24 protein-coding genes are annotated in these 19,579 nt (G+C 39.7%); 16 read left to right on the top strand and 8 right to left on the bottom strand.

Features of this window, described 5'->3' with window-relative positions; all coding sequences use genetic code 11:
• Positions 1 to 265: 265 nt before the first annotated feature.
• The gene (gene zapE, locus H5115_RS06870) at positions 266 to 1,354 is read right to left on the bottom strand and encodes a cell division protein ZapE (protein ID WP_002957958.1); all 1,089 of its coding nucleotides are present in this window, start codon (positions 1,352 to 1,354) and stop codon (positions 266 to 268) included.
• Positions 1,355 to 1,488: 134 nt separating this feature from the next.
• On the opposite strand from zapE, the gene H5115_RS06865 reads away from it, so the two are divergent.
• From H5115_RS06865 to H5115_RS06855, 3 genes are all read left to right on the top strand, one after another.
• Entirely contained in the window at positions 1,489 to 1,932 is a 444-nt protein-coding gene (locus H5115_RS06865; RefSeq protein ID WP_002957957.1) for a YhcB family protein, read from the top strand.
• A 129-nt stretch (positions 1,933 to 2,061) separates the two neighbouring features.
• Positions 2,062 to 3,414, top strand: a complete 1,353-nt coding sequence (locus H5115_RS06860; protein WP_182670943.1) for a Do family serine endopeptidase — start codon at positions 2,062 to 2,064, stop codon at positions 3,412 to 3,414.
• Between the two features lie 102 nt (positions 3,415 to 3,516).
• A complete protein-coding gene (locus H5115_RS06855; RefSeq protein ID WP_024595792.1) occupies positions 3,517 to 4,599 on the top strand; it encodes a trypsin-like peptidase domain-containing protein in 1,083 nt (360 codons plus the stop codon).
• An 86-nt stretch (positions 4,600 to 4,685) separates the two neighbouring features.
• Here the strand turns inward: H5115_RS06855 and murA are convergent, their stop codons facing one another.
• From murA to H5115_RS06820, 7 genes are read right to left on the bottom strand one after another with little or no spacing between them, the layout of a single operon-like run.
• Positions 4,686 to 5,945, bottom strand: coding sequence for a UDP-N-acetylglucosamine 1-carboxyvinyltransferase (murA, locus tag H5115_RS06850; protein ID WP_002957954.1), 1,260 nt, complete (start codon positions 5,943 to 5,945; stop codon positions 4,686 to 4,688).
• Between the two features lie 13 nt (positions 5,946 to 5,958).
• Positions 5,959 to 6,216, bottom strand: a complete 258-nt coding sequence (locus H5115_RS06845; RefSeq protein WP_002957953.1) for a BolA family protein — start codon at positions 6,214 to 6,216, stop codon at positions 5,959 to 5,961.
• A 5-nt stretch (positions 6,217 to 6,221) separates the two neighbouring features.
• Positions 6,222 to 6,515, bottom strand: a complete 294-nt coding sequence (locus H5115_RS06840) for a lipid asymmetry maintenance protein MlaB (RefSeq protein WP_002957952.1) — start codon at positions 6,513 to 6,515, stop codon at positions 6,222 to 6,224.
• Positions 6,508 to 7,188, bottom strand: a complete 681-nt coding sequence (locus H5115_RS06835; RefSeq protein ID WP_182754435.1) for a phospholipid-binding protein MlaC — start codon at positions 7,186 to 7,188, stop codon at positions 6,508 to 6,510. Before H5115_RS06835 ends, H5115_RS06840 begins: the two co-directional genes overlap by 8 nt.
• Before the next feature lie 5 nt (positions 7,189 to 7,193).
• Entirely contained in the window at positions 7,194 to 7,742 is a 549-nt protein-coding gene (gene mlaD / locus H5115_RS06830; protein ID WP_002957950.1) for an outer membrane lipid asymmetry maintenance protein MlaD, read from the bottom strand.
• 13 nt (positions 7,743 to 7,755) lie between these two features.
• Complete coding sequence (gene mlaE, locus H5115_RS06825) at positions 7,756 to 8,535, bottom strand: lipid asymmetry maintenance ABC transporter permease subunit MlaE (protein WP_002957949.1); 780 nt, start codon at positions 8,533 to 8,535, stop codon at positions 7,756 to 7,758.
• On the bottom strand, positions 8,535 to 9,350 hold the full coding sequence (locus H5115_RS06820; protein ID WP_080945050.1) for an ATP-binding cassette domain-containing protein: 816 nt from the start codon (positions 9,348 to 9,350) through the stop codon (positions 8,535 to 8,537). The genes mlaE and H5115_RS06820 overlap by 1 nt, the downstream gene beginning before the upstream one ends.
• 255 nt (positions 9,351 to 9,605) lie before the next feature.
• Here H5115_RS06820 and H5115_RS06815 point away from each other — a divergent pair, with 255 nt between their 5' ends.
• From H5115_RS06815 to H5115_RS06755, 13 genes are all read left to right on the top strand, one after another.
• Positions 9,606 to 10,574, top strand: coding sequence for a calcium/sodium antiporter (locus H5115_RS06815; protein WP_002957947.1), 969 nt, complete (start codon positions 9,606 to 9,608; stop codon positions 10,572 to 10,574).
• 3 nt (positions 10,575 to 10,577) lie between these two features.
• On the top strand, positions 10,578 to 11,549 hold the full coding sequence (locus H5115_RS06810; protein WP_002957946.1) for a KpsF/GutQ family sugar-phosphate isomerase: 972 nt from the start codon (positions 10,578 to 10,580) through the stop codon (positions 11,547 to 11,549).
• Positions 11,550 to 12,101, top strand: a complete 552-nt coding sequence (gene kdsC, locus H5115_RS06805; RefSeq protein ID WP_007580311.1) for a 3-deoxy-manno-octulosonate-8-phosphatase KdsC — start codon at positions 11,550 to 11,552, stop codon at positions 12,099 to 12,101.
• On the top strand, positions 12,098 to 12,652 hold the full coding sequence (gene lptC, locus H5115_RS06800) for an LPS export ABC transporter periplasmic protein LptC (RefSeq protein WP_002957944.1): 555 nt from the start codon (positions 12,098 to 12,100) through the stop codon (positions 12,650 to 12,652). The genes kdsC and lptC overlap by 4 nt, the downstream gene beginning before the upstream one ends.
• A complete protein-coding gene (lptA, locus tag H5115_RS06795) occupies positions 12,642 to 13,187 on the top strand; it encodes a lipopolysaccharide transport periplasmic protein LptA (RefSeq protein WP_002957943.1) in 546 nt (181 codons plus the stop codon). The genes lptC and lptA overlap by 11 nt, the downstream gene beginning before the upstream one ends.
• Positions 13,184 to 13,909, top strand: coding sequence for an LPS export ABC transporter ATP-binding protein (lptB, locus tag H5115_RS06790; protein WP_002957942.1), 726 nt, complete (start codon positions 13,184 to 13,186; stop codon positions 13,907 to 13,909). Before lptA ends, lptB begins: the two co-directional genes overlap by 4 nt.
• A 69-nt stretch (positions 13,910 to 13,978) precedes the next feature.
• Positions 13,979 to 15,478, top strand: a complete 1,500-nt coding sequence (locus tag H5115_RS06785; RefSeq protein ID WP_182754433.1) for an RNA polymerase factor sigma-54 — start codon at positions 13,979 to 13,981, stop codon at positions 15,476 to 15,478.
• A 26-nt stretch (positions 15,479 to 15,504) separates the two neighbouring features.
• Positions 15,505 to 15,792 (top strand): ribosome hibernation promoting factor, encoded by a 288-nt coding sequence (hpf, locus tag H5115_RS06780; protein ID WP_007580301.1) that lies wholly within the window; start codon positions 15,505 to 15,507, stop codon positions 15,790 to 15,792.
• 4 nt (positions 15,793 to 15,796) lie between these two features.
• Positions 15,797 to 16,249, top strand: a complete 453-nt coding sequence (ptsN, locus tag H5115_RS06775) for a PTS IIA-like nitrogen regulatory protein PtsN (RefSeq protein ID WP_024595797.1) — start codon at positions 15,797 to 15,799, stop codon at positions 16,247 to 16,249.
• Between the two features lie 18 nt (positions 16,250 to 16,267).
• Positions 16,268 to 17,113 (top strand): RNase adapter RapZ, encoded by an 846-nt coding sequence (rapZ, locus tag H5115_RS06770; RefSeq protein ID WP_182754431.1) that lies wholly within the window; start codon positions 16,268 to 16,270, stop codon positions 17,111 to 17,113.
• 42 nt (positions 17,114 to 17,155) lie between these two features.
• On the top strand, positions 17,156 to 17,428 hold the full coding sequence (locus tag H5115_RS06765) for an HPr family phosphocarrier protein (RefSeq protein WP_002957937.1): 273 nt from the start codon (positions 17,156 to 17,158) through the stop codon (positions 17,426 to 17,428).
• 133 nt (positions 17,429 to 17,561) lie between these two features.
• Positions 17,562 to 18,920, top strand: a complete 1,359-nt coding sequence (mgtE, locus tag H5115_RS06760; protein WP_002957935.1) for a magnesium transporter — start codon at positions 17,562 to 17,564, stop codon at positions 18,918 to 18,920.
• Positions 18,921 to 19,124: 204 nt separating this feature from the next.
• On the top strand, positions 19,125 to 19,532 hold the full coding sequence (locus H5115_RS06755; RefSeq protein ID WP_259395015.1) for a protein disulfide oxidoreductase: 408 nt from the start codon (positions 19,125 to 19,127) through the stop codon (positions 19,530 to 19,532).
• Positions 19,533 to 19,579: the final 47 nt, after the last annotated feature.

Genomic DNA, 19,579 nt, shown 5'->3' with positions numbered 1-19,579 from the left:
TTTCAATTAAAACCACAAGTAGTTAATATTAACTACTGCTCTAAGTTTGCTATAACCCCTTCGAGTTTTAGACTTTTGCGCCGCTCACAAGTGGCTAGACTATATGAGGACATAGAACGCAACGTGGCAGACGCGGGAGTATACCAGCACTTAAAACACATTGCTACTCGCCGGTTGTTTTTTCCACAAGAAATTTCAGAAATAAGAAGTACTATATATGTACCTCTTTTTTTATAGTTGCCCTATTACACATTTACTTACTTATTTAAACTAAATGCTCTCTAGCTAAATATTCTAAGGATTGCATTTCTTGTAAACGACTAATACAACGCTTAAATTCAAAGTTTAAATTACCTTGGGTATAAAGTTCGGTAATAGGTTTTTCAGCCGATATAATTAAAGTTACATGGCGCTCATAAAATTCATCCACTAAAGCAATAAAGCGTCTAGCAGCATCATCATTAGTTTGCCCTAGCTGTTTTACGTTAGAAATAATCACCGTATTGTATAAGCGGCTAATCTCCATGTAATCGACCTGGCTACGTGCTGTTTCGCACAATTCACTAAACTCAAACATCACAACGCATTTAGCTACTTTACGCGTTTTGATTTTTCGCCCTTCTATCTCTATCGGCTCATCTAATTGCCCTGGCTCTGGCGATAACTTATCGAAGTACTCAAATAGGTTCTTATCCGCATCTTCATCTAACGGGCTATGAAAAATTTCAGCTTGCTCTAAAGTACGTAATCGGTAATCAATACCTGAATCTACATTAACTATCTCGGTATTTTTTTTAACAAGCTCAATTGCTGGCATAAAACGCGCTCGCTGTAAGCCATTTCTGTAAAGTTCATCTGGCACTATATTAGAGGTTGCTACAAGTACTATGCCCCGTGCAAATAGCGCTTCCATTAAGCCACCTAATAGCATGGCATCAGTAATGTCTTGTACAAAAAACTCATCAAAGCAAATAATGTCTGTTTCTGCTTTAAAAGTGTCAGCAATTTTTTCTAATGGATTAGCCGTATTATTTAGCTTTTTAAGCTCGTTATGCACTCGGTGCATAAATCGATGAAAATGCACACGCATTTTACGTGTGCCCGGTAATGATTCGTAAAAAGTGTCAACTAAATAAGTTTTACCACGCCCTACTCCCCCCCAAAAGTACAAACCTTTTACAGGCGCAGGTTCTTCTTTACTAAATAGCTTAGCAAAAAAGCCTTTTTGTTTTGGCTTTGTCTGAGTTAGGTCATCGTATAGACGTTGTAAATGGCGCACAGCATTTTCTTGTGCTGCGTCGTGTACAAAGTCATCTCGCTTTAAGTCTTGTTGGTATGTTTGCCAAGGAGTCATATCTATTTACAGTTAAAACACAGTTTAATTTGCAAAGCATATTAACACGCATCATAACTCGGGGTATATTACACTTAGTATGATTTATAATTGAATCGGCATTCGTTAGTTATTTTCCCAAAGGGGTAGTTTTTATGGGCACAGTTATGTGGGTAGGTTTGATTGTTATTGTTGCTGTTGTAGCATTTTTTATTGGCGCATTTGTTACTAAAAAACAGTTCAAACAAGATGAATTAAAAGAGCAAGCAGAGCAAGCTGAAAATGCGCTTGAGCAGTATCGTCAAGATGTCGCTGATCATTTAGCGAATACTGGTAAGCTCGTAAATAAAATGAAAGAAAACTATGATCAACTGCTTAGTCACGTTGAAGAAACAAACCAGCTTCTTCTAGAAGATAGAAATAAAGCACCAGCTGAACCATTCTTTTCAAAAGAAACAACAGAACAACTGCAGGCTTCATTAAAAGAGCGTCAATGCGATCGTTCTACAGCCGCAGCACAACCAGCTGATTATGTATCAGGTGAATCAGGTTTATTTGCTGGTCAAAATAAAGTTTCAGAACATTCTAAAGCATCTTGATGAACTTTTTTTTGACCCCATAGTCTTTAGATATAACAGCTTTGTTGTTTTATCTTAATAAACCGAAAAGGGCTGCTGTAAAGTAGCCCTTTTTGTTTTGCTTTATCTTAAGTGGAGTTACCCCTGACTATGAAAATGAAATTATCACTTATCAGCGCAGCTATTCTATCTACAAGCTTGTTAATGAGCCCAGTAGCGTCTTATGCAAAAATGCCAATTGCAGTAAATGGTCAACAACTACCAACTCTTGCCCCCATGCTAGAGAAAATATCTCCAGGTGTTGTAAGTATCCAAGTTTCAGGCTCAAAAGAAGTACGCCGCCGTGCAGATCCGCTTGAATACTTTTTTGGACAGCAACAGCCTCGCAGTCAAAAGCGTCAATTTAGTGGATTAGGCTCTGGGGTGATTATTGATGCTGATGAGGGTTATGTAGTCACTAATAATCACGTAATCCAAGATGCCGAAAAAATGGTAGTAACCCTCGAAGATGGCCGTGAATTTGAAGCAACTAAAATTGGTACTGATACAGAATCAGACATCGCTCTTTTACAAATAGACGCTGATGACTTAACTGAAATAAAACTCGCAAATTCAGATAGTTTACGAGTGGGCGACTTTGCTGTCGCTATTGGTAACCCATTTGGACTTAGCCACACAGTTACATCTGGTATTGTTAGTGCTCTTGGCCGTAGTGGTTTAAATATTGAGGGCTACGAAGATTTCATTCAAACCGATGCTGCTATTAACCAAGGCAACTCTGGTGGTGCATTAGTTAACTTAAACGGTGAATTGATTGGTATTAACACTGCGATTTTAGGTGCTTCTGGCGGTAACGTGGGTATTGGTTTTGCCATTCCATCAAACATGATGAAAAACTTAGTTGATCAAATTGTTGAACACGGTGAAGTACGCCGAGGTTCGCTGGGTATCTCTGGCCGCCCACTTGATGCAGGCCTTGCTAAAGCGCAGCAACTTGACGTTAAACAAGGTGCTTATGTAATGCAAGTAATGGACGACACTGCTGCAAGTAAAGCAGGTATAAAAGCAGGTGACGTAATTGTTAGCATTAATGGCGGTGATATTAGTGGTTTCCACGAGCTGCGCAGCAAAATTGCTACGCTAGGTGAAGGCCGCGAAATAAAACTTGGTATTTACCGCGATGGTAAAATTAAAACGGTAAAAGTAACTCTTGATGGTGCATCAGGTGTTACAGCGACAGGCGAAGAGCTGCATCCTGCCTTCCAAGGCGCGACACTTGAAAACGTGCAAAAAAATAGTAATAAAGGTATTGAGGTTACGTCTGTAGACCCTCGCTCACCTTCTGCCCGTGTTGGCCTTGAAGAAGGTGATATTATTATGCAAGTGAATCGTCAACGAGTAGAGACTATTCGTGATATGAATAAGATTATCGAAAACACCAAAGGTAATATCGTACTTGGCGTGCAACGTGGTCGTGAGTCTATATTTATTTTAATTCAGTAGTAAATAGCACTATTAATGTAATAAAAATAACAGTGGCACTTGCCGCTGTTATTTTTTTTATGTCATCATAAAGAGATTGCTCACTTAAATAATAAGAAAACTGTGCTGAAATTAATAAAATTTATTCTTCCCCCTTTATTTGCAGGTCTAAGTATTGCTTTTTTAGTGGTTTTTTTCAGCCCTAATATGCGAGCCGCCTTACTCCCTAATGTTCCCCTTCCAAGCGCGATGAGTGCGAGTCACCTGAGTTTTTCTGATGCAGTTAAACGAGCAGCTCCTTCTGTAGTTACTATTTTTTCAGAAAGCATTTCCAAAGAACCTCGTTATAAAAGAAAAAACACGGTACAAGAGCTAGGCTCTGGCGTCATTATGTCGCAAGACGGTTATATTCTTACTAACTACCATGTTGTGAATAATGCAGACCAAATTATGGTTATCTTAACCGATGGCAGACGTTTTTTTGATGTGCAACTAATTGGTTTTGATACCATTACTGATTTAGCCTTACTTAAAATCAATGCAGATCACCTCCCAGTGATTCCCGTAAACGATAGCTATGTATCAAATGTAGGCGATGTTGTACTTGCTATAGGCAACCCGCTTAATTTAGGGCAAACAATCACTCAAGGCATTATTAGTGCAACGGGTAAGCAAAAAATTACAGATAGCCCTTACAATAACTTATTGCAAATGGATGCAGCTATTAACGTGGGCAACTCCGGCGGCGCATTAGTTAACTCCAATGGTGATTTAGTCGGCATTACTTCTGCACAATTTAAAACGCGTGAGAACTTGAATATTCAAGGAATATTTTTTGCGGTTCCTTACTCACTTGCTAAAAAAGTGATGGGTAAACTCATTCGTCACGGTCGGGTTGTGCGCGGCTATTTAGGCTTTGAAGGCACAGCAGTAGATAGTACGGGTAAAGAAGTAAACGACAGCCTAACGCCGGTTACCGGCATGCGTATTACTAATTTAGACCCTTTGGGGCCAGCATGGCAAGCAGGTATTGAAGAGCAAGATATCGTCATTAAAATTGCAGGGCTTTCGGTAGCAAACCCACAAAAAGTGCTTGAAAAAATAGGCAATACGGAGCCCGGTAAAGAAATAGAATTTGAGCTATACAGAGATGGGAAAATAGAAAAAATCATGGTGGTGGTAGCTGAACTTGAAACAAAGCTTTAATAAATAGTAATACCAATCGTCAATAAAAAAGTCGGATAGCAATTTGCGTATCCGACCTTTTTAAAATAGCTTAACTAGTTATCTACTTAGCTACTTCTACGTTTAATGTTTGCACCCAACGCACTTAGCTTATCTTCAATGCGCTGATAGCCTCTATCAACGTGATAAATACGGTCAACAACCGTTTCACCCTGTGCCACTATACCCGTTAAGATTAAGCTAGCTGAAGCGCGTAAATCGGTTGCCATCACTTGCGCGCCCGTTAAGCTTTCAGTCTCACCACAAATTGCGGTATGCCCTTCTAAACGAATATTAGCGCCCATACGCTGCAACTCTGGTACATGCATAAAACGGTTTTCAAAAATCGTTTCTGTGATCGTTGCACTACCATTTGCTACTACATTTAATGCTGTAAACTGAGCTTGCATATCCGTAGGAAAACCTGGGTGTGGAGCTGTTTTAATATTCACGGCTTTAAGTTCTCGGCCGCGCATATCAAGATAAATACTATCGTTATGTACTTCTAGGTGCGCATTCGTAGCACGTAGCTTTTCAATCACAGGCTCAAGAGAATGAAAATCTGTATTTTTACAAAGTACTTCACCGCCAGCCATTGCTGCTGCGACTAAAAACGTCCCAGTTTCAATTCGGTCAGGTAAAATACTGTGCTCGCAACCAGCTAAACGCTCAACGCCCTCAACTTCAATGCGGCTAGTACCTGCACCTGTGATTTTAGCGCCCATAGCAATTAGGCAGTTAGCTAAATCAATTATTTCAGGCTCGCGTGCCGCATTATCAAGTATGGTTTTACCATCAGCGAGGGCCGCTGCCATTAATAGGTTTTCGGTAGCGCCTACGCTTACCATTTCCATAAAAATTTCAGCGCCTTTTAAGCGACCATTTACCTTGGCATTAATATAACCATTTTCAACGTTTATTTGTGCGCCCATGCGCTCCAAACCTTGAATATGAATATCAACCGGGCGAGCACCAATAGCGCACCCACCAGGTAAAGACACTTGAGCCTCACCAAAACGTGCAACTAGAGGGCCTAATGCAAGCACAGAGGCACGCATTTGCTTTACTAAGTCGTAAGGCGCTAATGTTTTATTAACCGTAGCACCGTCAATTACTAGCGTATCGCCCTGCCAATTAACATCTGCACCTAAAGTTTTTAATAAGGCTTCAGTGGTCACTATGTCGCGAAGACGCGGTACATTAGTAAATATACTTTTACCATCAGCTAATAGTGAAGCAAATAAAATAGGAAGTGCGGCATTTTTAGCGCCCGAAATAGTCACTTCACCAGCAAGTGAAGTGCCACCTTGAATTACAAATTGATCCATTAGGAGGCCCTAGTTATTGCGGTAAAATGAATTTTTGTTCACGCTTCCACTCTACAGGAGTAAATGCACGAATAGATACTGCGTGAATTGTCCCATCTGAAATTGTATTCATTAATGGACCATAAACTAGCTGCTGCTTTTTAACTCGGCTTAAACCGTCAAAGCATTCGCCTACTGCAACAACTTCATAATGACTACCATTGGCTTTTACATGTACTTCAGCTAATTGAAGTTCTTCGCGTAATAATGTTTCGACTTGGCTAGTTTCCATAACTCTCACTCAAATAGGGTTGTAACCTGACCCAATTGCATTAAATTTTGCAATTGCTCAGGTAGGTTTTGCAATTCAAGGCGAATGCCTTGCTGCTTTAATTCTGCAAAAGAGTGAATTAACCAAGCTAAGCCTGCTGTGTCAACCCTTGATACTCCACTTAGGTCGAAATAGATGATTTTATGCTTAGTTAATAACTTATTGTTCAGAAGCTGTTCATCGCCAATTGAATTTCGAGTAAGCTCACCGCTTACTCCAAAATGTTGTCCATCAACTTGGCTTATTGCCAATTTAGTCATTCGAGTTACTGCCTCTAAACTGAACTGGTAGCTGACTCTTTTGCTCTAAAAGGTTACTTACATTATCAATACCTTGCTGGCGCAAAATACCTTGCAGCTCACTTTGTTTTGCATCTAGTAAGCTAATACCTTCGGCAATCATATCGTACGCGCGCCATTCACCGTCGCGGTCTTCGCGTACTTTAAAATCGATTCTGATATCAGGTTTACCGCCTTCAATAATTTTAGTCTTAACAACAACAACGTCTTTACCTTTAAACGCTTGCTCTGCACCAAACTCAACTTTCTGGTTTGTGTATTGAGTAAATACACCTGCATAAGTAGCAACTAAGTACTCTCTAAATACACCAATAAAGCGTTGAATTTCTTTAATTGCTTTGGCCTTTTCAGCCTCGTCGGTAATTGCACGAACTTTAGATACTTCACTACCAAGTACACGAAGTGCTGCATATTTATAGTCGATATAAGGCATTAATTCTTCTTCGACTATTACGCGAAGGTATTCTTGATCTTTAACAATTAATGGCTGATCTTTTTTAATGCGCGCAAATGTATTATCAGCAACTTGGCGTACCATTTTATTAGGATCGACTAATTTCACATCTGCTGCACTTACGCTTTGAGTTAGCGTCATTGTGCCAATTGCTACAATAGCTAAAAACTTTTTCAACATAATAATTACTCACTACCTTGGTTGAATAAAAACTGCCCGATTAATTCTTCAAGTACAATGGCAGACTTAGTATCAGTGATTGAATCGCCATCACCTAGTGCTTTACTTTCCACACCAAATAAATCGTCAATTGCTTCATCTTGCTTGTTTTCTGTCACTGTTTCGCCTAGACAACGTTGCTTAGCAGAATCTGGAGAAATTACAGGGTGAATACCTAAGTACTGCTCACCTAAAATACCCGACGTTAAAATAGAGATTGAGCTTGTGTCTGAAAAACGGCATAAGTACTGTGCATCAATGGTCATATTAACGACTGGTAAAAACTCTTGTGGGTGAACATAAATTGATTCAACACGACCAATTACAACACCACCTACTTTTACCGGCGCACGCGCTTTTAACGAGCCGATGTTTTCAAACTTGGCATTAAGCGTATATGTTTCGCCAGAGCCACTAATACCTGAATTGGCAACTTTAAGCGCAAGCATCGCAAAAGCTAAAATGCCAAGTGCTACAAAAAAACCAACTAAAATTTCTAATTTCCGTGAATTCATTATCTATACCCTATTAGCTGGTAAACATTACCGCTGTCAAAATAAAGTCAAAACCTAAAACTGCTAATGACGAATGAACAACCGTTTCGGTGGTTGCTTTGCTGATCCCTTCTGAGGTCGGCACACAGTCATATCCTTTATAAAGCGCAATCCAGGTCACCACTATGGCAAATACAAAACTCTTAATAATACCGTTTAGTATGTCTTGCTGAAACGACACTTGCGATTGCATGATTGACCAAAAACTACCTGTATCAACACCCAGCCAATCTACACCCACTAAATGAGCGCCTATAATTGCTACAGCTGAAAATATCAATGCAAGCAATGGCATGCTTATAAAACCCGCCCAAAAGCGCGGTGCAATAATACGTTTTAGCGGATCGATTGCCATCATCTCAAGTGATGAAAGTTGCTCTGTTGCTTTCATTAAGCCAATTTCAGCGGTCAAAGCGCTACCTGCACGTCCTGCAAATAGTAATGCAGTAACAACCGGGCCCAACTCTCGCAATAAACTCAGTGCCACTAACGGCCCTAAACTATCTTCAGCGCCATAACCAACCAATACGGTGTAACCTTGTAAAGCCAACACCATACCGATAAACAAACCCGACACCATAATAATGAGTAACGATTGCGAACCAACCATATAGAGCTGGCGAACAAGTAACGGTGTGCCTTTTTTAAAATTAGGAACATGCGCTAATGCACTAAACAGCATATAAGCAGAACGACCAAGGGCCGCAAAGCGTCCTAGCGTTTTATGTCCTAGCTTTTGAAATAAATCCAACATTATGCTTTTTCTCCAAGTAGTTCGTCTGCATAAGCCTGAGCCGGAAAATGAAATGGTACAGGACCATCCGACAAGCCTTTTAAAAACTGTTGAACTAAAGGAGATTCATGATTACGCATTTCATCTGGAGTACCAGAACCAATTACCCCTTGATCGGCGATAATTATAACGTGTTCGGCAATACTCATTACCTCTGTTACATCGTGCGTCACGATTAAAGACGATAAACCTAATACTTCGTTAAGCGATTTAATTAGCTTAACCAATACGCCCATCGAAATAGGATCTTGTCCTGCAAATGGTTCATCGTACATGATTAGCTCTGGATCAAGTGCTATAGCGCGTGCAAGTGCAGCACGCCTTGCCATACCGCCGGATAACTCAGATGGCATTAAATCTTTAGCGCCACGTAGTCCAACCGCTTGCAATTTCATTAACACAACTAATCGAATCAGGTCTTCACTTAGCTTTGTGTGCTCTCTTATAGGAAACGCGATATTGTCAAATACCGACATATCAGTAAACAACGCACCACTTTGAAAAAGCATACTCATTTTAGTACGTGCTTCGTATAACTCTTTACGAGACATTTTAGGAATGCTGCCACCTTCAAATAAAATATCACCTGAATCTGGTTTAAGCTGACCACCAATTAAACGCAACATAGTGGTTTTGCCAATTCCGCTTGGCCCCATAATCGCAGTAATTTTACCTTTAGGAACGCTAAAACTCATATTTTTATATATGGTTCTATTGCCTCTCGAAAAGCTAACATCCTTGACTTCTACTATTGATTGCGACAAGTCGCTCTCCATAAAAATGTTCACTAGTGCCCCTATTTTAAAGCTTTTTTGTCAAAGATGGAAAAAACAATTCGTAAGATTTTGTAATACACCCATGAAAAGGATTATAAGACTCGCTTAAAACAGCTTAACCCCGGCTTAAATTTTTAAATTAGCTGTTTAAAAGCAGCATTGTTACCTAGTTGACCTTACTCTTTTATTTATACTTTCATCTTGGCTTTTGTTACTATTCGCGCCATCCGTATTTTGTATAACTGGCTTAACACAATGGTTACCTCGTTTGTTATTTTAATTCTTGGTTTTGCAGCTCTTGTTTGGAGTGCCGATAGGTTTGTTTATGGGGCTGCGGCTCTTGCTAAAAACTTTGGTGTACCTACACTTATTGTTGGTTTGACCGTTGTAGCCATGGGCTCTTCAGCCCCTGAAATGATGGTTTCAGCCTCTGCCGCTTTAGCTAACAAAACCGACACAGCCGTTGGCAATGCTGTTGGCTCTAATATTACAAACATTTTACTTGTGTTAGGTATCACTGCTCTATTTCGCCCTCTTTCAGTTTCATCTAGTACGTTAAAACGTGAAATGCCATTAGTGATGCTCGTATCTTTAGCTACTTGGTATGTGTTCTCAGATAACTACTTTTCATTTAGTGAAGGTGTTGCGCTTTTAGTTGGCTTCATCGTATTCATCGGTGGGTTAATCATTGTATCTATGCGTGCAAAAAACCAAGATGACCCATTTGTCTCAGAAGCCTGCGACGATGTACCAAACGATGTACCTACTAAAAAAGCGGTATTTTGGTTAATTGTCGGCATGATACTCTTGCCGGTTAGTTCTCATTTTTTAATCGGCTCAGCTGTTGATATTGCTAAATACTTCGGCTTAAGCGACTTAGTCATTGGTTTAACAATTATTGCCATTGGTACTAGCTTGCCTGAACTTGCCGCCTCGGTTGCAGGTGTACTTAAAAATGAAGATGATTTAGCACTAGGTAATATCGTTGGCTCAAACATATTTAATATTTTAGCTGTATTACCTCTAGCAGGTATTATTAATCCTTCAGCAATTGATCCATCGTTAGTAAGCCGAGATATATTAATTATGATTGGTGCAACACTTGCTCTTATTATTATGTCATTGAACTTTAGAGGCACCCAGCGTATCAATAGGGTAGAAGGCGGCTTATTGCTAATAGCGTTTTTGGGTTACCAAGGGTATATTTTTAGTCAAGTAGGGTAAATGATGGCAACGCTAAACTTTATTGAACAAGGCCTTCGCGTTTTAGATGTTGAGCGCCAAGCACTTAGTGATATTGCACAATATGTAGATGAAAATTTTCATAACGCGTGCCAATTAATGTACGACTGTGAAGGCCGTATTATTGTTATTGGCATGGGAAAATCAGGCCATATTGGCAATAAAATAGCGGCAACCCTTGCAAGTACTGGCAGCCCTGCGTTTTTTGTTCATCCTGGTGAAGCAAGTCATGGTGATTTAGGTATGATCACTAAAAATGACGTGGTTATGCTTATTTCTAATTCAGGGGAAACCAGCGAAGTTTTAAATATCATTCCGGTTTTAAAACGACTTGGTGCCAAAATGATAGCGATGACTGGCAATACGCAATCAACCATGGCAACCCTTGCTAATGTACATGTGTGCATTAAAGTAGAAAAAGAAGCTTGTTCATTGGGCCTAGCCCCTACATCAAGTACCACTGCAACGCTTGCGATGGGCGATGCCATGGCAGTTGCATTATTAGAAGCTCGCGGCTTTACAGCTGATGACTTCGCGCTATCTCACCCAGGTGGTAGTTTAGGCAAGCGCTTATTACTTACTTTAAAAGATGTTATGCACAGCGGCGCAAATACACCTATTATTGATGTTTCACAAACAGTTAAAGATGCCCTAATAGAAATGTCAGCTAAAGGGTTAGGTATGACAGCCATTGTTGATGAAAATCAGCAACTCGTAGGGTTATTTACCGATGGTGACTTACGTCGCATTTTAGAACAAAGAATTGATATTCATACAACACAAATAGATGTTGTTATGACTAAGTCATGCACTACAGCTACGCAAGATATTTTAGCCGCTGAAGCGCTCAATATTATGGAACGTAAACGTATAAATGGCCTAATCGTCGTCAATGAGAAAAACCAACCTATTGGCGCATTAAATATGCAAGACCTATTAAAAGCAGGAGTGTTATAAATGCAATTTGAAGAACTCTATCAACCGCTGAGCGATGATGCAAAAGCACGCGCTAAAAAAGTAAAACTACTTATATGCGATATTGATGGTGTATTTTCTGATGGCCGTATTTACCTTGGCAATCAAGGTGAAGAGCTAAAAGCATTTAATACAAAAGATGGTTTTGGCATTAAAGCACTTATAAACAGTGGCTTTGAAGTAGCTGTTATTACTGGTCGTCATTCACAGATAGTACAACAACGTATGAGCAGCTTAACCGTACAGCATATTTATCAAGGCCAAGAAAATAAGCTCATTGCCTATCAAGAATTAAAAGATAAACTCAACCTTAGCGATGAACAAATTGCTTATATTGGTGATGACGGTCCTGACATGCCTGTTATGGAGTTAGTAGGCTTTGCCGTTGCAGTAAATGATGCCCACCCGCTTATTAAGCGTTTGTCACATTATGTAACGCAAATGCCTGGCGGTTTTGGTGCTGTGAGAGAACTCACCGATTTGCTCATGCTTGAAAATGGTAAAGCATTGACTACACAAGGCACTAGTTCATGAATGCAGCGCGCATAATATTAAGCGTTTTATTCATTAGCTGTATGGTTTGGCTTTGGTACCCTTATTTTACACAAACAAATATTGTGCCTCAGGCTGAGCCTGAAGTTGTTGCTAAGCCTGATTACATAGCTATTGAGCTCAAACAGACAGCCTATGATGAGCAAGGTAAAATTAGCCACAAAGTCACTGCGGCTAAAATGGAGCTATACCAGCAATTAGGTTTCACGTTTTTCGAAAAACCCATTTTCACTTTATATAACGAACAACAAACGTGGCAAATAAATGCAGACGAAGCAACATTATACGAAGATAAACAATTAATTTTAGAAGGTAATGTGGTTGCCAAAAATTTAACCGATAACGCCATGATAGACAAAATCAATGCTGATAATATTCAGGTTGATATAAAGTTATTAACAATGCGTTCGGAGCAACCCGTCATTATCACTGGACCCAATTTAAAAATCACCGGTAAAGGCCTAGAAGCCGACTTAAAAACCGAAGTGATAAAACTAATTAACCATACGCGAACCATATATTATGACCAATAAAATATTAAAATCACTTATAATTCCTACACTTATACTAGCGTTTAATAGTAGTGCTGCAGAGCAAAACACGCAACCTGCTGCCAATCAAATTTCAATAAGTGCCGACAAGCAAGAAGGTCAATTAAAAGCTAATGTGGGTATTTTTGAGAAAAACGTTGAGATTATTCACGGTAATCGCCGCATTACAGCCGATCGCCTAGAAGTACACAAACGTGATGAACTTGGTGATAATAAACAATTATTAATTGCCACAGGTAGCCCTGCGCACTTTGAAGAAAAGCAATCAGACGGCACGACTATGAGCGCCAGTGCTGATGAAGTACGTTATGATGTATCTAAGCGTTTTTTAACGCTTGTTGGTAATGCACAAGTATCGCAAGCCGGACAAAAAATAAATGCTAAAAGCATTACCTACGACATAGAGCAGCAGCTCATCAGTGCCGAAAAAGATGAAAACTCAACTGACCGCGTTCACACAATTTTAGTACCGATCGAAACTAAAAAAAGTAAAAAAGGCGATAAAGGTCAACCATGAGCACATTAAAAGCAGAACTATTGGCAAAAAGCTATAAAGGTCGTGAAGTTGTAAAAAACGTCGGCCTTGAAGTACAAGCTGGCAGTATAGTTGGCTTACTTGGCCCTAACGGTGCTGGTAAAACAACGACTTTTTATATGATTGTAGGGCTTGTTCCTAGCGACAAAGGTAAAATATCTATTGATGATAACGATATTACTCTTTTACCTATGCATAGTCGTGCTAGATTAGGCATAGGCTACTTACCGCAAGAGTCATCAATTTTTAGAAAGCTGACTGTTTATCAAAACTTAATGGCCATTTTAGAAACGCGCAAAGAACTAAATAAACAAGCCAGAGAAGACACGCTCAATAACTTATTAGATGAATTTAGCATACAACACATTCGTGATAGCCAAGGTATGGCATTATCGGGTGGAGAACGTCGTCGTGTAGAAATAGCACGAGCGCTGGCAGCAGATCCTAAATTTATATTACTGGATGAACCGTTTGCCGGTGTTGACCCTATTTCGGTATTAGATATAAAGAAAATAATAGAACATCTTAAAAATCGTGGGATTGGAGTATTAATTACCGACCATAACGTAAGAGAGACCCTTGATGTTTGCGAAAAAGCCTACATTGTTTCTCATGGGGAGCTGATTGCATCAGGTACTCCAGAACACGTATTAAATGATAAAACAGTACGCGATGTTTATTTAGGCGAGCAATTTAGGCTGTAACATTTACGCCATGTCTTTAAGCATCTGCTAGTATTAATTATAACAACATAAAAGGATTGTTAGAGATACATGAGGCAATCACTACAGCTGCGCATGGGCCAGCAACTTACAATGACTCCACAGCTGCAACAAGCTATTCGTTTGTTGCAACTCAGTACATTGGATCTCCAGCAAGAAATACAAGAAGCTCTCGACAGTAATCCACTATTAGAGGTTGAAGAGGCAGACTATTCTGAAGACGCTGCTGGTAAAAACGAGCAAAAAGCTGATACCGATGACATAACTGTTAGCGCATCTGCTGATGATGCTCCGAGCGAATATGAACAAGATACTGGTGAAGCACTTGCAAAAGACACGCTAAGTGACGACATGGCTATGGATGTCAGTTGGGATGAGTACATGAGTGCCGCTCCTGCAGCCTCATCAGGTCCAATGCCTGAAGACGAATCAATATACCAAGGCGCCTCTACTGAAACGCTGCATGAGTATTTAATGTGGCAATTACAACTAACGCCATTTAGCCCTACCGATGAAGCCATCGCTATTGCGATTGTAGAGGCCGTCGATGATTCAGGTATTTTAACATTAAGCTGCGAAGAGATTTTAGAAAGCTTTAATCAAGAAAACGAAGATGATAACGAAGTCGAACTTGATGAAATTGAAGCGGTATTAAAACGCATCCAACTGTTTGATCCTGTTGGTATTGCTGCACGTAGTTTACAAGAGTGTTTGTGTATTCAGCTTAATCAATTTGATAAAGAAACACCTTACATTAATGAAACGAAAATGATTTTAACCGAGCATATTGATCTATTAGCAGCTCGCGACTATCGTACATTAATGAAAAAAACTAAGCTTAAAGAAGAAGAGCTTAAAGAAGTGATGACACTAATACATACTCTCAACCCAAAACCTGCAGATACTATTGTAAGGGAAGAATCTGAGTATGTTGTTCCTGATGTGTCAGTTAAAAAAATTAAAGGCCGCTGGGTTGTCGAATTAAACCCAGATAGCATGCCTAAAATTCGTGTTAATAGCCAATACGCGGCAATGTCTCGCACTGTAAAATCAAGTGGCGACAGCCAGTTTATTCGCTCACATTTACAAGAAGCTAAATGGTTTATTAAAAGCTTAGAAAGTAGAAACGACACGCTATTAAAAGTTACTAATTGTATTGTTAAGCAACAACAAGGCTTTTTTGAACATGGCCCTGAAGCCATGAAACCAATGGTTTTAAATGATGTCGCTGAAATGGTAGAAATGCACGAATCGACAATTTCGCGTGTGACTACTCAAAAGTACATGCATACACCCCGTGGTATATTTGAGCTTAAATATTTTTTCTCAAGCCATGTAAGTACTGAAAACGGTGGTGAATGTTCATCTACAGCAATACGTGCGCTTATCCGAAAATTAATCGCAGCAGAAAACTCAGCAAAACCATTGAGTGATAGCAAAATAGCGGATATATTGGCTGAGCAAGGAATTAAAGTAGCGAGACGTACAATCGCAAAATACCGCGAATCTCTTGCTATTCCACCGTCAAATCAGCGTAAAAGTCTGATTTAAGACGCTAAACTAAAAGGGTAATGCTTATGCAACTAAACTTAACTGGTCGTCACGTAGAATTAACCGATTCACTAAGAGACTATATTAATACTAAATTTGCGAAGCTTGAAAGACACTCTGATCATATTAATAATGTTCATGTCATTCTCGATGTAGAAAAGTTAAATCAAAAAGCAGAAGCCACAATACACGTAAGCGGTGCTGAGCTATTTGCCTCTACAGAACATCAAGATATGTATGCCGCTATTGACTCGTTGATCGACAAGCTCGATCGCCAAGTAATCAAACACAAAGAGAAGCTTGCTCGACACTAATATGATGAAATTAAGTTCACTTATATGCCAGGACTGCAGCAAAGCTGCGGTCCTTTTTAATAGCAAAAAAAGAATTTTAGAGTTCATTAGCGAACTTGCTCACGACAAACTTCCGTATTTACCGCAACAAGATATTCTTAATGCTTTAATGAGCAGAGAGAAATTAGGTAGTACAGGTATAGGGCGTGGCATTGCTATTCCTCATGGAAGAATGAGCGGTGCAGAAGAGCCTTTGGCTTTAGTGCTCGTTAGCGAAACTCCAATAAACTTTGATGCAATCGATAATCGCCCTGTTGATATTTTTGTCGCACTCATCGTACCAGATGGCGATAACCAGCAGCACTTAAAGACTCTAGCAACCATTGCTGATAAACTAAACAACAAAGATTTTTGTAAACAGTTACGCAGTGCAAAATCTGATACTGAGCTTTACCAAGTTATTGTCGATCAATCATAGTTTTATAAAGGGTGTTAAATGGAGTTAATTATCATAAGCGGCCGTTCTGGTTCTGGAAAGTCGGTTGCTTTGCGCGTTGTAGAAGATTTAGGTTATTATTGCGTAGATAATATTCCAGTAAACCTACTACCTTCATTAGTTCGCAGTGTATCTGATAGCTACGATAAAATTGCTGTTAGCATAGATGTGCGCAACATCCCTAAAGAACAAGATGAATTTAACGATATTCTTGAATACTTGCCTGGCTTTGCAAACCCTACGTTGTTTTATTTAGATAGCGACGATCAGACATTGATCAAACGCTTTTCTGAAACACGCAGATTACACCCACTATCAATAGACTCGTTGCCCCTTGATTTAGCCATCAAAAAAGAAAAAGAATTACTTGATGTATTAACCACTCGCGCCGACTTTATGATAGATACGACTGATTTAAGTGTTCATCAACTCGCTGAATCTATTCGTGAAAAGATTTTAGGTAAAAAAGATAAGCAACTGATTGTCACATTTGAATCATTTGGTTTTAAACACGGTATACCAAAAGAAGCAGACTACGTATTTGATGCACGCTTTTTACCAAATCCACACTGGGAACCTGAGTTGAAGCCTTTAAATGGGTTAGATCAACTGGTTAAAGACTATTTAGCTAATCACAGCATAGTGCAAAAATTCACATGGCAAATTCAAACATTTGTGCAAACGTGGTTACCGCATTTAGAACGAAATAACCGCAGTTATTTAACCATTGCTATTGGGTGTACAGGCGGGCAACATCGCTCTGTGTATTTAGCGCAAACTATCGGTGAAAGTTTTGCAATGACACATCCCAATGTAAAAATTCGCCATCGCGAGCAAGAAAAATAATATAGCTGAATAATCACCTGTTCAGCTTAGGTAGAGTAAGTTATGCATTGTGAAGATACCTTTTTAATAAAAAACAAATTAGGCTTGCACGCCAGAGCAGCTACTGTGCTTGCGCAATTAGCAGTACAATTTGATGCGACAATCACATTATTCCAAGATGACAAAGAAGCAGCAGGCGATAGCGTACTTGCACTAATGTTACTTGAAAGTAGCCAAGGAAAAGAAGTTAAAGTTGTTTGTAAAGGCCCTGATTCTGAGCAAGCTTTACACGCTGTTGGAGAATTAATAGCACAACGCTTTAATGAACAAGAATAACCTGTTTTATAAAAACAATATTCGCATTACTAATGCTTCAATTAAAACAGATATATAAAATAGATAGGTTAGTAACGCCAGTTAACTCACCTCCCCCCCCATAAAGTAATATAACAATTTATAAAGGACGCCAATGCCTGAAGCTTTTGAACAAGATTACCCACTACAGCAACTAAAACAGGTGACGAAGTCACTCAATAGTGGTCAATTTGTTCAAGTTAGGCGCATGCTCGCAAAAACGGCTCCTTGTGATACCGCATTATTATTAGAATCATCACCGCATAAAATTCGCCGACTGCTTTGGCAATTGGTCGATCCTGATGTGCAGGGTGATGTTCTTGAAGAATTATCTGAAGATGTTCGTTTAGGCATTATTGCCCAAATGGAACCTAAGCACATTGCCGCCGCAACTGAAGATATGGGCCACGATGACTTAGGTGAAGTATTACGTAGCCTGCCAGATACCGTCTATAAAGACGTTGTTAGCGCGATGGACATTCAAGACCGTGAACGTGCCACGCAAGCACTGTCATATCAAGAGCGTTCAGCAGGTGCGCTAATGAACACCGATACGGTGACCATTCGCCCTGATGTAACACTCGATGTTGTACTTCGTTATATTAGACTGCGTGGTGAGTTACCAGAGGGTACAGATGATTTATATGTTGTTGATAAACATAACTGCTTTATAGGCGCTTTATCGCTGAGTACATTATTAACTAATCCGCCAGAAAAAATTGTGCGCGATTTAATGGATGAAGATTGTGAGTCTATCCCAATCTCAATGGATGAAAGTGAAGTAGCGCAATTATTTGAGCGCCATAATTGGATATCGGCCCCTGTGGTGGACGATAACGACCAACTCCTCGGTCGTGTTACTATCGATGACATCGTTGATGTAATCCGAGAAGATGCCGAGCATAGCTTATTAAGCCTAGCCGGTCTTGATGATGAAGAGGATACATTCGCGCCTGTACTAAAAAGCTCTAAAAAACGCTCAGTTTGGCTAGGAGTTAATTTACTAACCGCACTTGCAGCTGCTTTTGTAGCTAGCTTTTTTGAAGGCACTTTAGATGTGCTCCCTATTTTGGCTGTGCTTAACGGTATTGTCCCTTCTATGGGTGGTGTTGCTGGTAGCCAATCATTAACGCTTGTTATCCGTGGTATTGCTGTAGGTCATATAAACCAAACAAACCAACGTTTCTTGATGATGAAAGAACTGGCCATTGGCGCGCTAAACGGTATTTTGTGGTCACTATTAATTGCGGGTGTTATTGCGCTATGGCAATGGGATTTTATGCTTGGTGGCGTACTCGCCTTCGCTATGTTTATGAACTTAGTGGTGGCAGGTGTTGCTGGTGCAAGTATTCCAATAATTCTTAAAAGAATGAATATAGACCCTGCTCTTGCAGGGAGTGTGGTGCTAACCACGGTGACTGATATTGTTGGTATATTCGCCTTTTTAGGTACTGCTACATGGTTGCTGATATAAATTAAACGCTTTAAATGTAAAGAACTAAAGCAAAAAAATACTTAGGGTAAATCAGTAGCTATGGCAACGGATACCAAACATAAAAATGACATACCTAAAAAAACGCTAAAACAAAAAAGCGTATCCATATTAAAAAGTGTACTGGTATATAGCTCTATATTTTTCGTCATTTATACCGCCGTCAATTGGTGGCGGCAACCTGTCATGCCAGCAAATCCTCAATTACAATTAATCGACTATGAAGGGCAAAACATTAATTTAGCAGCAATGAGCCAAGATAAACCCACGCTTGTGTATTTTTGGGGAACTTGGTGTCCAATTTGTAGTATTACCTCCCCTGCCATAAACGAACTCGCAAACGAGAATAAATACCCCGTCGTGAGCATCGCGATAAAATCAGGCTCTGATCAAGAGCTGCATGATTATTTAAATGAGCAAGGCTACAGCTTCAGTACTGTTAACGATCAACACGGGGAGATATTTTCCGATTGGCAGGGACAAGTCACGCCATCTTATATAATCTTAAAAGATAATAAAATGACGCAAGGACTCACCGGCATTCAGCCGTTATGGTCACTTAAATTGCGTTTGTGGTTATCATCAATGCTTTAAAAAAAAGCTAAACTTAGCACAGGATATCTAAAGAGAGGGGCTCTAAA

The sequence above is a fragment of the Pseudoalteromonas sp. SR44-2 genome, from assembly GCF_014163745.1.
GTDB classification, from domain to species: domain Bacteria; phylum Pseudomonadota; class Gammaproteobacteria; order Enterobacterales; family Alteromonadaceae; genus Pseudoalteromonas; species Pseudoalteromonas distincta.
This window is presented reverse-complemented; position numbering and strand designations above follow the sequence as displayed.